The organism is Polaromonas sp. P1_H6, from assembly GCF_056405195.1.
On the sequence record NZ_JBFUCN010000006.1, the window covers coordinates 209,791 to 222,031 of the forward strand.

The window sequence follows — 12,241 nt, forward strand, 5'->3', positions numbered from 1 at the left end:
GCGAGAATCGGAGCATGCCCGAAATTGAAACCACACTCAAAAAATCAGACCAGAACCTCGTCTGGCTGGACTGCGAAATGACCGGGCTGGACCCGGAAAAAGAACGCATTATTGAAATCGCCGTGATCGTCACCGGCCCGCAACTTACCCCGCGCATCGAAGGCCCGGTCCTGGCCATCCACCAAACCGACGAATTGCTGGACCAGATGGACAGCTGGAACAAAGGCACCCACGGCCGCAGCGGCCTGATCGACAAGGTCAAGGCCAGCACCGTGAGCGAGGCGGATGCCGAGGCGCAGATCCTGGCCTTTCTTGCCCAGTACGTTCCCAAGGGCAGTTCGCCCCTGTGCGGCAACACCATCAGCCAGGACAGGCGCTTCCTGGTCAAGTACATGCCCAAGCTGGAGGCTTTTTTGCACTATCGCAACGTCGATGTCAGCACTTTCAAGGAGCTGGCCAAGCGCTGGCGGCCGGAGGTCTACAGCGCTTTCAAGAAGCGCCAAAGCCACACGGCACTGGCCGACGTGCACGAATCCATCGACGAACTGGAACACTACCGGGAACATTTCCTGAAGTGATTTTCGGCCTCTTTTCGATTTAGCGAGGCTGGGCATGCGCTGGTTGCTCCTGAAATGAGAGCGATTGGCGGTGGTGATGGCAGTTAACCAATAAGAGACTGGTAGAAACCCGTAAAGCACGCTATAATCGTGGGCTTGCAGTTGCACTGGGTGCGCTGCATTTGTACATCTACCTCACACTTTTGGACTCCACAACGGAGTCACCGCTTCGGGTACAGCACCAACATCCTTGTTGATCGCTCGTTACCCAAGCTGCATATTCGTTTGATGGTTGATGTTTTATTAACCATGAACGAAGCCTTCCGCATCGCGGGAGGTGAAGTTTCCTGTTCCTTCGCCAAAAGCGCTGCGGACAGGTGATTAGTGAGAAACACATGACTGACTCTTTTGAGGCACGTGGCGACTTTTTGCCCGAAGCCATTGCCGCCGACAACATCGACACTGGTTTCAACGCCGCTCCGGATTTTTCCGATGCGCTTGAAGCAACTCCAACTTCGCTCGACGCCATCGTGGCCGAGCCCAACGGTTTTGTAGCGCTTGGCCTGGCCAAGGAACTGCTGCAGGCTGTCGCCGACATGGGCTTCACCAAGCCCACCGCCGTGCAGATGGCCACCATCCCCAAGGCCATGCAAGCTTTGGACGCCGACCCCAAGGCCACCAAGTTCACCGACTTGCTGGTTTCCAGCCAGACCGGTAGCGGCAAGACCGCCGCTTTCCTGTTGCCCGTGCTGCACACCCTGCTCAAGCAGCAGGAAGAAGCCGAGCGCTTTGAGCGCTCCGAGTTTGAGCGCCTGAGCGCAGAAGCCGTCGCCCGCGGCGAAACCCCGCTGAAAAAGCCCAAGCGCAAAGACCCGACCAGCCCCCGCAACTTCAAGGCCGCCACGCCCGGTGCGCTGATCCTGTGCCCCACGCGCGAGCTGGCCCAGCAGGTTTGCGCCGACGCCATCGACCTGGTTCGCCATTGCCGCGGCCTGCGCGTTGCCAACGTTGTTGGCGGCATTCCTTACCAATTGCAAATCGCCAAGCTGCAGAACGCCAACCTCGTGGTTGCAACGCCCGGCCGCCTGCTCGATTTGCAGCGCAGCATGCAGATCAAGCTGGACCAGGTGCAGTTCCTCGTCGTCGACGAAGCCGACCGCATGCTGGACCTCGGTTTTGCCGATGACCTGACCGAAGTCAACCAGCTCACGATCGAGCGCAAGCAGACCATGATGTTCAGCGCTACCTTCGCGCCCCGCATCATGCAACTGGCCACCCGCGTCATGCGCACGCCGCAGCGCGTCGAAATCGACTCGCCGCACGAAAAGCATGCGTCCATCACGCAATCTTTGCTGTGGGCCGACAACATGACCCACAAGCGCAAGCTGCTGGATCACCTGCTGCGCGACACCACCATCAACCAGGCCATCGTGTTTGCGAGCACCCAGGTTGAATGCGACGGCCTGGCCAACGACCTGGTGCAAGAAGGCTTCAGCGCCGTGGCGCTGCACGGCGCGCTGGGCCAGGGCCTGCGCAACCGCCGCCTGATGGCTTTCCGTGACGGCCGCGTGCAAGTCCTGGTGGCAACCGACGTGGCCGCCCGCGGCCTCGACGTGCCCACCATCACCCACGTGATCAACTACGGTCTGCCCATGAAAGCCGAAGACTATGTGCACCGCATCGGCCGCACCGGCCGTGCCGGCCGCGAAGGCGTGGCTGTCACGATCGCCGAGTTCCGTGATCGCCGCAAGATCCAGGACATCGAACACTACATGCAGCAGAACCTCAAGCCCAGCGTGATCGCCGGCCTGGAGCCGCAGCAGCGCTTCGCCCCCACGTCCGATCGCCCACGCGGCAACTTCGGCGGTGACCGCGGCGGCCGCAGCTTCGGCGGCGGCGGTGGTGACCGTGGCGGCTATGCCGGCCGCAAGCCGGCAGGTGGTTTCGGTAACGGCGGCTTTGCCGGTTTTGGCAACAACCGCGATGACCGTGGTGGCGATCGCGGCGGAGACCGCGGCGCCTTCCAGGGCCGTCCTCCCGCACCGCAAGGCGGCAACAACTACGCGGACCGTTCGGGCTTCAATGACCGCGGCCCGCGCCGCCAGGATGACCGCGGCTTCGGCGGCGGCAACAACAACGCCGGCTTCGCCCAGCGTGACGACCGCAACTTCGCCCCCCGTAACGAGGGCTTTGCTTCCCGCAATGAAGGTTTCGCGCCGCGCCCCGACTTCGCCAACCGCAAGCCTGGTTTCGCCAAGCCTGCAGGCAAGGTGTTCGTGCCCCGCGACGCGGCTAAGAAGCCCGGCAAGTTCTCCAAGCCCTTCCGCGATTGATGCTTAAATAATCATCGCGCGGTAACGGCAAATAAAAAAGCCGCTGCAGACATTGTCTGCAGCGGCTTTTTTTATGGGCGGCAATGGCCTGCGTCGCGACCTGGGGCTTATCCGCCCTTGGTGCCTGTCTCCTTCACGACCAACGCGCGCTCAAAACCCCATTCATACAAAGCGGTTTTCAATCGCGCCAATGCCGTCGATTTCGACGCGCACCACGTCGCCCGCCTTGAGGTAGCGCGGCGGCGTCATACCCATGCCCACGCCGGCCGGTGTGCCGGTGGCGATCACGTCGCCCGGGTAAAGGGTGATGCCGCGCGAGCAGGTTTCTATCAGCGTCGAAATGTCGAAGATCAGGTCCGTGGTCAGCCCGTCCTGGCGCAGCTCGCCGTTGACCCAGCCGCGCACGCGGGTGCGCGTGCCGTCGAGTTCGTCGGCCGTGACGATCCAAGGGCCCATGGGGCAAAAGGTGTCAAAGGACTTGCCGAGGTCCCATTGTTGGTGGCGCATCTGCACGTCGCGCGCGGTCACGTCGTTGACGATGGTGTAGCCGAACACATGCCCCATGGCCTCCGCGCGCGCGATGTTGCGGCCACCCGTGCCGATGACGACGGCGAGCTCCGATTCATAGTCGATCTGCTCCGATACGCCCATCGGCAACACCACATCGTCATGCGGCCCCACCACACATTCAGGCACCTTGGTGAAGACGATGGGCCAGGATTCGGGGTTGGCATTGTTGTTCTTGAAAACCGAGGCCGACAGTTCCTTGGCATGGGCGTGGTAGTTGCGGCCCACGCAAAAGATATTGCGGCGCGGCAGCGGCAGAGGTGCTTCCAGCCTGACAGCGCTGATGGCGATGCTTCCGCTGCCTTGCAAGGCGGCTTGCGCGAGGTCGCCGCCCGCCATGATGAGCGGCAATGCGCCTGTGCGTGCCTGCTCGGGCGTCATGTCAAACGGCGTGACGCTCTGGCCGTCATTCGAAACGAGGCCGACGTGGCGCCGGCCCTGGTACTGGAAAGTCGCGATGCGCAATCTTGTCTCCTGTTGTGGGCCATGCCGGCCTTTGGTGAGGCCTCTTTGCGGCCTTTTCATTTTGGCCATCGTAGAACCAAGAGCTACCAATGTGCAACCACGCAGTGCAAGTTCAACGTGGTTTTTCGGGAAAATACCCCCTATTAATCGTGCGTAATTTGCAAGAAAATGTAGATAAACCAATTGAAGCCAATTTGACGAATCATGCGGTCTTCAACCACAGGCCACTATCATCGGAACCGATCCTCCATTTCCCTGTTCACACCACTTCGACCCAGCCCATGAACAGCGCAACAGCCCTGCAGGAAGCCATCCTCGACAACCTGAAGTCGCGTAAATGGCGCGCGGGCCACCGCATTCCGACCGAGCGCAGCTTCAGCGAGCAAAGCGGCCTGAGCCGCGCGGCCGTTCGCCGCGTGCTGGCGGGCTTGAAGGAGCGGGGCCTGATCACCCAGACGGTGGGCAGCGGCACTTATGTCAGCGCGCATATCGCCGAATCGCTGGCCGCCATGGCTGAAGGCGGACCGGCGCGCTCGGCCAGCCCGGCCGAACTCATGAGCGCCCGGCTGGCGCTGGAGCCGGCCATCATCGAGATGGTCATAGGCAATGCCAACTCAGCCGACTTCGAGCGCATGCACGAATGCTGCACCAAGGCCGAAGCGGCCACCACGCTGGAAGACTTCGAGCGCTGGGACAGCCTGCTGCATGAGGTCATCGCCGATTCCGCGCACAACAGCTTTATCTCCGGCGTCTTTCGCATGATGAACCAGGCGCGCTCCGACGCCGAGTGGGGCATGCTCAAGCGCCGCAGCGCCACGCCCGAGCGCCGGCTGGATTACCAGCGCGAGCATCGCGCGCTGGTCGACGCCCTGCAGCAGCGGGACGCGCAGCGAGCGCGTGAACTCTGCGTAGCGCACCTGGTGCATGTGCGCACCAATATGCTCGGCCACTAGCGCGGCCACTGAAGCTATGATGCGATGGCGGCGCCGGCGGTCCGGCGCCTCTCGAAAAACACATCGACATGCACGCAGCCGCCTGGCCTCCTCTTTCAAAAAACTGATGCTTTGCTTCCGCGCGCCCGGACACCCGTCCTGACACAAGGCTGAAGCACTGCCCGCACCCGCCGGACCGACCCAGGCCGGGTGCCTGATCCCGACCGCCTTTTTCATTCGCGACGATCCCGCATCGTCCGCGCGGTCACGTTCATCTCATTTTTTGGAAACCGTCATGTCCCTGTTCAATACCCTGGTGGCCTTGGCCATCCCGCTGGCGCCGCGTGCGTTGATCCGCAAAGTCTCGCGCCGCTATATCGCCGGCGACACCGTGGCCGATGCGATCAACCGCATCGCAGCGCTCAATGCCGCTGGTTTTTCTGCAACTGTCGACGTCCTGGGCGAAACCGTCGAATCCCTGTCCCAAGCCGACGACACAACGCGTGAATACCTCAAGGTGCTCGAAGCGATCGCGCGTGACGGGCTGCGCGCGAACATCTCGGTCAAGCCGACCGCGCTGGGCCTGCTGCTCGACGCGGCCCATTGCGAGCGCAACCTGGAACGCCTGCTCGACGCAGCGAAGGCGAGCTCAACGTTTGTGCGCATCGATATGGAGGACGTGAGCTGCACACAGCGCGAGATCGACTTGTTGCTGCGCCTGAAAAAGCGCGGATATGCCAATGTCGGCCTGGTGCTGCAGGCCTACCTCAAGCGCACCGATTGCGATATCGGCCCGCTGCTCGGCGCGGCTGAAAACCTGCGCATCTGCAAGGGCATCTATGTCGAGGCGCGCGAGCATCTCGTGGAAGGCGCCTGGCACGACCGGCGCGCGATCAACCCGCACTTCCTGCGCCAGGTCGCGCGTTGTTTCGAAAGTGGCACCTTTGTCGGCGTCGCGACGCATGACGAGGAGCTTGTGGGCCAGGTGATCGCGCTGGCGCGTAGCCGGCTTGTGGCCAACACGGCGTTTGAGTTCCAGATGCTGCTCGGCGTGTGCGAAGGCCTGCGGGATCGCCTGCTGACCGAGGGTTATGCGGTCCGCATCTACGTGCCCTGCGGCAAGGACTGGTACGGCTACAGCATGCGGCGCATCAAGGAAAATCCGCGCATCGCGGGTTACCTGGTGTGCGCCCTGTTGATGCGCTAAGCGCGTCAGCTCATGCCGTTGCGGCTGGCCAGTTCGACAAACAAGGCAGACTGGTCCAGGTCCGTCAGGCCGTTCTCCACGCCCTCGGCATAAAGCCGCTCGAACAGCGCCGTGATGGGCGCCTCAAAGCCGATCTCCTGGGCGGTCGCCAGCGCGTTGCGCATGTCCTTGAGCTGGATGTCCATGCGGGCGCGCGGCGCGAAGTCGCGCTCCAGCATGCGCTGGCCGTGCAGTTGCAGCACGCGGCTGTCGGCGAAGCCGCCGGTGATCGCCTCCCTGACTTTTGCCATGTCGGCGCCACCGCGCGAGGTGAAGAGCAGCGCCTCGGCCACCGCCCCTATGGTGATGCCCACAATCATCTGGTTGGCCAGCTTGGTGAGCTGGCCGCTGCCATGCGGGCCCACGTGGATCGCGTGCCCGAAGTGCTTGAGCACCGGCAGGACTCTCGCGAAGTCTTCCGCCCGACCGCCGGCCATGATGGCCAGCGTGCCGCTTTCCGCGCCGCCGGGGCCGCCCGACACAGGCGCGTCGAGGTGGGAAATGCCCAGCGCGCCCAGGCGCGCCGCATGGTCGCGTGCTTCGCGCGGCTGGATGGACGCCATGTCGAGAAACAGCGCGCCGGGCTTCATTGCGGCGGCCACGCCTTGCGCGAAAAGCACGGCTTCGACCACCGGGCCGCTTTCCAGCATGCCGATGACGATGTCGGCCCCGGCCACCGCGGCCTCGGCGCGCGCGTGGACTACCGCGCCCAGCGCGGCCAGCGGCCCGGCCTTGGCCTGCGTGCGGTTCCATACCTGCGGCGCATAGCCGGCCTCGCCGAGGCGCCTGGCCATGGGAAGCCCCATGATGCCCGTGCCCAGAAAGGCAATGCGGGGAAGGGGCATGTCGCTGGCGTTGGTCATTCGTGTCCTCAAAATGGCTTTCAGCCATCATGAAGCAGGCGGCGCGAGAAGGCTGTCAGCGAGCTTTCTAGGCGGCGTTTCCGGCTGCTTTTTACGCGGCTTTTTTCAGGGCCGGCGCGAACATGGCTTCCATTTCCCGGCGCACCGTGTAGGCGGGGGTGGAGGTGTCCATGGCGACGTCGTTCCAGCTCAGGCTTTGGCCTTTTTTGACCGCGCGCACCACCTTGACCTGGTGCGCCAGGCCCAGCGGCAGGCCGCCCATCTTCATCGAGGTGTCGGCGGGCAGCAGCTTGCCCCAGACGGTATAGCCGCCTTCGCCGTCCAGCATGTCGCCGGGCTGCAGGTCGCGCTTGGCCGTGGCCACCACGTCGGCGTTCCAGCAGGTCGCCACGCCGGTCGGTTCGCCGCGTAGCGCGACACTGGCGACCGACACGCCGACCTCCAGGCCTATCAGGTGCCAGCGTTTGTACAGCGTGAAGTAGCGCCCGCTGGGGTCGGTGTGGGCGTTGTATTCCTCAAAGCAGTTCTTGATGTAGTCGGTCTCGGCCTCGACCGTCACCCAGACGCCCATGCGGATGTCGTAGGGAATCTTGCGGCCGTTGGCTTCCAGTGATGAAATGACTTCCACCATGCCTTTGCGCTCCAGCACGCCGCCCTCGCTGATGGGGCGAGTGACATAGGGAATGTCTTCCACACTGGCCGGCGGGTAGAGCAAGCCGTTGCTGGGCACGGTCAGGCCCGTGGCGTTGGCCACCGCGGTTGATTCGATGGACGGCTTGGAGCCGTCGAGAAAGCTGTTGAACATCTTCGGGTTCAGCCCGCCGCGCGCGGCCTGCTCGGGCGTGAGGCCGTAGTTGCCCCAGACCGTCTCGGGCGTGGATTCGCAGAAATGCGGCAGCCACTTGTGGCCGCGGCCCGCCGCCACCACCGGGAAGCCGCAGGTGCGTGCCCAGTCCACCAGGTCGCAGATCAGCGCCGGCTGGTCGCCGAAGGCCAGCGAATACACCACACCGGCCTCAGCCGCCTTGCGCGCCAGCAGCGGGCCGCAAAAAGCGTCGGCCTCCACCGTGACGTTGACCACGTGCTTGCCGTGCGCGAAGGCCTGCAGGCAATGCTCCACCGCGGCGATCGGGTTGCCGGTGCACTCCACGATGATGTCGATCTGCGGATGCGTGACCACCGCCTGCCAGTCGTCGGTGATCCAGGTCGTGCCGGCCCTGATCGCCGCCTGCGCCGAGGCGGCCTGGGCCATCTCGGGTTTCCATCCCACGCGCGCGAGGTTGCCGCGTGCCGCGTCGGGCGAGAGGTCGGCGATCGCGACCAGGTGCACGCCCGGCGTGCGCGGGATTTGCGCCAGGTACATGGAGCCGAATTTTCCGGCGCCTATCAGGCCTATACGCACCGGTTTTCCCTCGGCCGCGCGTTGCTGGAGCTTTGTATAGAGGTTCATGGGTTCAGGCCGCCTTGCGTTCTGGCGCGATCTCTTCCATCGAGGTTTGCAGCGCCGAAGCCGGCACGCCGTCCTTCCACGGCAGGTCCACCGGGTAGTCTCTCAGCAGGCAGTCGTCGGGCAGGCAACTGATGGGCGTGAAGTCGCGGTGGGCGATATATTCGGGGCGCTTGTGGCGGCGAATGTGGTTGCTAATGGCGCACAGGCTCAGGTAGACGCTGACCCGGTTGAAGGGCGAGAGGTTGCTGCCCGAGGCATGGACCAGGCAGGAATGGAACAAAATCATCGAGCCGGCCGGGCCCTTGGGGCTGACGATGCCGCCCTGCTTTCCGCCGGCGCGTTGCACCAGCTGGCGAATCAGGTCGTTGTCCACCGTCCACAGGGGATAGCTGGTGGTGGTGAGGTCGTGCTTCGCATCGACCACGCCTTTTTTGTGGCTACCGGGAATGAACATCAGAGGGCCGTTGTGCTCGGTCACGTCGTCCAGGAAGATGGCCACGTTCATCGCGCGTTCGGTCGGCATCATGTCGTCGTTAAGCCAGGTGCCGTAGTCCTGGTGCCACTGCCAGACATCGCCTTCAAAGGCCATCTTGCCGTTGATCTTGAACTGGTGCATGTAGAGCTGCTCGCCCAGCAGGTCTTCCACCGGTTCGATCATGCGCGGGTGCCTTGCGAGCCGGGCAAACGGTTCGCTGTACATGTGCGCCGCGAAATTGGTCCGCACCGCGTCCTTGCCTTTTTCGCGGATGTTGTAGTCCTCGCGCCGCTCGTAGAGCTCGGGCACGGCGTCGTTGAGCGTGCGGGTTTCTTCCGGCGTGAACAGGCCGGGGAAAAACAGGTAACCGTCGCGGTCGAATTGCGCAAGTTGTTCAGGGCTGAGTCTCATCGCGTGTTTCCTTCGGTGTTTGTTCGGGGCTTCAGGGGGCGGTGGAAGCGGCGGGTCGGCCCAGCGCGCTGGACAGCAGCGTCGCCAGGTTGTGGCCGGCTTCCTCGTCGTGCTCGCGTATCAGCGACTCGGCCTTGCCAGCGTCGCCTGCGGCGATGGCCTGGGCGATCGCCTCGTGCTCGTCCCAGATCGATTCGCGCATGGTCGACACCTGCAGCACGGCGCCCATGGCGCGGCGTATGTGGTGCCAGTGCAGCTGCGCGCTCTGGGCGATCAGCGGGTTGCCCGAGGCTTGGTAAATCGCCGCGTGAAAACGCGCATCGGCTGCCATCATGGCCTTGACGTCGCTGCCGCGGGCGGCTTTGCGGCCCTGGCTGATCAGTTGCGGATCGAGCCGGGCACGGGCCTGCGCCGCCAGCCGGGCGGCCAGCGCATCGAGCGCGCTGCGCACCTGGTAGATCTGCACCAGCGAGGCCACGTCCAGTGGCGCGACCAGCACGCCGCGGCCGGGGGCGTCCAGCACAAAACCGTCTTTCTTGAGCAGGCGCAGCGCCTGCAACACCGGCTGGCGCGAGACCGCGAGCTGCGCGGCAATCTCTTCCTGCGTGATGCGCGCGCCTGGCGCCAGCGAGCCTTCGCTGATGGCGTCCAGCAGGCTGCGGTAGACCTGGTCGACCAGGTCAGGGGTGGATTCGATTTTGATCAGTTGGGATGTCATATCTGTACTCTGTATACAGAATACGTTGATCTGGGGAGCAAGAGATTCCGGGTTTACCCGCATCCAGTGGTCTGTGGGCCTGGCTGTGCCAAGATGGCGGCCGCTGAATGCCATTTGCCACTTTTCTCAGGAGAACAACAATGAATCCTTTTGATCCCGCCTGGCTGGACCGCATGTACAACAACCGGGCGCTGGTGCCCGACCACCCGGCCTATTTCGCGCGCTGGGCAGCGGATTCACAAGCCGTCCGCAAGCGCCTGCCTTGCCAGGTGGACGTGCCTTATGGCAACCATGCGGGTGAAACGCTGGATGTGTTTCCGGCCAGCGGCTTTGGCACGCAAGGCGCCAGGCCGGGCAAGGGCGCACCGGTGCTGGTGTTCATCCACGGCGGCTACTGGCGCGCGCTCGACAAGTCCGACCATTCCTTCATCGTGCCTCCTTTCACGGAGGCAGGCGCCTGTGTGGTCGTGCCTAACTACGCCCTGTGCCCGGCGGTGACGATTCCCGACATCACCCTGCAGATGGTCAAGGCCCTGGCCTGGACCTGGCGCCACATCGCCCGCTACGGCGGCGACCCCAGCCGCATCACGGTGGCCGGGCACTCGGCCGGCGGCCACCTGGCGGCCATGCTGCTGCTCTGCGACTGGAAGGCCTATGCCGGCGATCTGCCGGCGGACTTGGTCAAGAATGCGCTGTCGATTTCAGGCATTTACGACCTGGAGCCGATGCGCCATGCGCCCTTCGTCAAGGACTCGCTCAAGCTCACGCCCGAACAGGTTGCCAAAGCCAGCCCGGCCCTGCTGCCGGCGCCGCGCCGCGGCACGCTCTACAGTGTGGCGGGGGCCGATGAAAGTGCCGAATTCCTGCGCCAGAACCTGCTGATCCAGCAGGCCTGGGGCGAGGGCGTCGTGCCGGTCTGTGAATCGCATTTGCGCTGCAACCATTTCAGCGCGCTGGATGCGCTGGCCGACACCGGGCACCGGCTGCACAGCCTGGCGCTGGACCTGCTGGGACTGGGCGCGACCCGCAGCTAGGCAGGATTTACATCAGCAAGTGCTCACCGGCGTTGTCGCCGCCCAGCGTGACGTAGTTGACCTTGCGGATGTCCAGCAGTTTGGTGCCGCCGGCATAGCTGATGGAGCTCTGGATGTCTTCCTCCATCTCGCGCAGCGTGTCGGCCAGCGTGCCCTTGACGGGCTCCAGGATGCGCTTGCCTTCGACGTGTTTGTATTCGCCCTTGTTGAAGTCCGAGGCGCTGCCGTAGTACTCCTTGAAGAGCTTGCCGTCGACCTCCACGGTCTTGCCGGGGCTTTCTTCCAGCCCGGCGAGCATGGAGCCGATCATCACCATGGTCGCACCGAAGCGCACTGATTTCGCGATGTCGCCGTGCTCGCGTATGCCGCCGTCGGCAATGATGGGTTTGGTGGCCACGCGCGCGCACCACTTGAGCGCCGACAGCTGCCAGCCGCCCGTGCCGAAGCCGGTCTTCATCTTGGTGATGCAGACCTTGCCCGGGCCTATGCCGACCTTGGTCGCGTCGGCGCCCCAGTTCTCAAGGTCTATCACCGCCTCGGGCGTGCCCACGTTGCCGGCGATCACGAAGGATGCCGGCAGTTTCTGCTTGAGGTAGGCGATCATCTTTTGCACCGTGTCGGCATGGCCGTGCGCGATGTCGATGGTGATGTACTCGGGCACCAGGCCTTCGGCCGCCAGGCGGTCCACCGTGTCGTAGTCGGGTTTTTTCACGCCCAGCGAGATGGAAGCGTAGGCGCCGCGGGCCTTCATGTCCTTGACGAACTGGACGTTGTCCAGGTCGAAGCGGTGCATCACATAGAAGTAACCGTTCTTCGCCATCCAGGCGCAGATCTCCTCGTTGACCACCGTTTTCATGTTGGCCGGCACCACCGGGATGCGAAAGCTGCGCCCACCCAGCGTGGCGCTGGCGTCGCACTCGGAACGGCTCTCCACGCGGCATTTGCGCGGCAGCAGCAGGATGTTGTCGTAGTCGAAGATTTCCATGATTCCCAAGCCTTTGAAAAACTGTTGAAGAACAGAAGGCGCTTGGACTGGACCGGCTTTGCGGCAGGCGCTTGCAGTGTGGGCAAGGCTGAAACAAGAAACCGGGCGCAATTGCTTGGGCCCGGTGATTGATTCTATGCGCCTCTCATGCCGGCGGCACCCGCCAAAGCGGTATAGCCTTTATATGCATAGTGGCATCTTGTTT

At 63.8% G+C, this 12,241-nt stretch carries 11 protein-coding genes; 5 read left to right on the top strand and 6 right to left on the bottom strand.

Annotated features, from left to right (window positions below; translation table 11 throughout):
- Window positions 1–14 precede the first annotated feature (14 nt).
- Complete coding sequence (gene orn / locus AC1D1F_RS08075) at window positions 15–578, top strand: oligoribonuclease (protein ID WP_436157844.1); 564 nt, start codon at window positions 15–17, stop codon at window positions 576–578.
- Window positions 579–952: 374 nt separating this feature from the next.
- Window positions 953–2,890: a DEAD/DEAH box helicase gene (locus AC1D1F_RS08080; RefSeq protein ID WP_477675263.1), complete on the top strand. Its 1,938-nt coding sequence runs from the start codon at window positions 953–955 to the stop codon at window positions 2,888–2,890.
- Window positions 2,891–3,052: 162 nt separating this feature from the next.
- Here AC1D1F_RS08080 and AC1D1F_RS08085 read toward each other — a convergent pair whose 3' ends face one another.
- A complete protein-coding gene (locus AC1D1F_RS08085; RefSeq protein ID WP_477675262.1) occupies window positions 3,053–3,922 on the bottom strand; it encodes a fumarylacetoacetate hydrolase family protein in 870 nt (289 codons plus the stop codon).
- 281 nt (window positions 3,923–4,203) lie between these two features.
- Here AC1D1F_RS08085 and AC1D1F_RS08090 point away from each other — a divergent pair, with 281 nt between their 5' ends.
- On the top strand, window positions 4,204–4,875 hold the full coding sequence (locus AC1D1F_RS08090) for a FadR/GntR family transcriptional regulator (protein WP_477675261.1): 672 nt from the start codon (window positions 4,204–4,206) through the stop codon (window positions 4,873–4,875).
- 274 nt (window positions 4,876–5,149) lie between these two features.
- Complete coding sequence (locus AC1D1F_RS08095; protein ID WP_477675260.1) at window positions 5,150–6,061, top strand: proline dehydrogenase family protein; 912 nt, start codon at window positions 5,150–5,152, stop codon at window positions 6,059–6,061.
- Between the two features lie 5 nt (window positions 6,062–6,066).
- Here AC1D1F_RS08095 and AC1D1F_RS08100 read toward each other — a convergent pair whose 3' ends face one another.
- The 4 genes from AC1D1F_RS08100 to AC1D1F_RS08115 all read right to left on the bottom strand — a co-directional run bounded on the left by AC1D1F_RS08100 (window position 6,067) and on the right by AC1D1F_RS08115 (window position 10,017).
- Window positions 6,067–6,963, bottom strand: a complete 897-nt coding sequence (locus AC1D1F_RS08100; RefSeq protein ID WP_477675259.1) for an NAD(P)-dependent oxidoreductase — start codon at window positions 6,961–6,963, stop codon at window positions 6,067–6,069.
- Between the two features lie 91 nt (window positions 6,964–7,054).
- Complete coding sequence (locus AC1D1F_RS08105) at window positions 7,055–8,413, bottom strand: NAD(P)H-dependent oxidoreductase (protein WP_477696032.1); 1,359 nt, start codon at window positions 8,411–8,413, stop codon at window positions 7,055–7,057.
- A 4-nt stretch (window positions 8,414–8,417) separates the two neighbouring features.
- A complete protein-coding gene (locus AC1D1F_RS08110; RefSeq protein ID WP_477675257.1) occupies window positions 8,418–9,299 on the bottom strand; it encodes a phytanoyl-CoA dioxygenase family protein in 882 nt (293 codons plus the stop codon).
- Between the two features lie 31 nt (window positions 9,300–9,330).
- Window positions 9,331–10,017, bottom strand: coding sequence for a GntR family transcriptional regulator (locus tag AC1D1F_RS08115; protein WP_477675256.1), 687 nt, complete (start codon window positions 10,015–10,017; stop codon window positions 9,331–9,333).
- 140 nt (window positions 10,018–10,157) lie between these two features.
- Here AC1D1F_RS08115 and AC1D1F_RS08120 point away from each other — a divergent pair, with 140 nt between their 5' ends.
- Window positions 10,158–11,051: an alpha/beta hydrolase gene (locus AC1D1F_RS08120; RefSeq protein ID WP_477675255.1), complete on the top strand. Its 894-nt coding sequence runs from the start codon at window positions 10,158–10,160 to the stop codon at window positions 11,049–11,051.
- A gap of 7 nt (window positions 11,052–11,058) precedes the next feature.
- Here the strand turns inward: AC1D1F_RS08120 and AC1D1F_RS08125 are convergent, their stop codons facing one another.
- Complete coding sequence (locus AC1D1F_RS08125) at window positions 11,059–12,036, bottom strand: GMP reductase (protein ID WP_477660682.1); 978 nt, start codon at window positions 12,034–12,036, stop codon at window positions 11,059–11,061.
- Window positions 12,037–12,241: the final 205 nt, after the last annotated feature.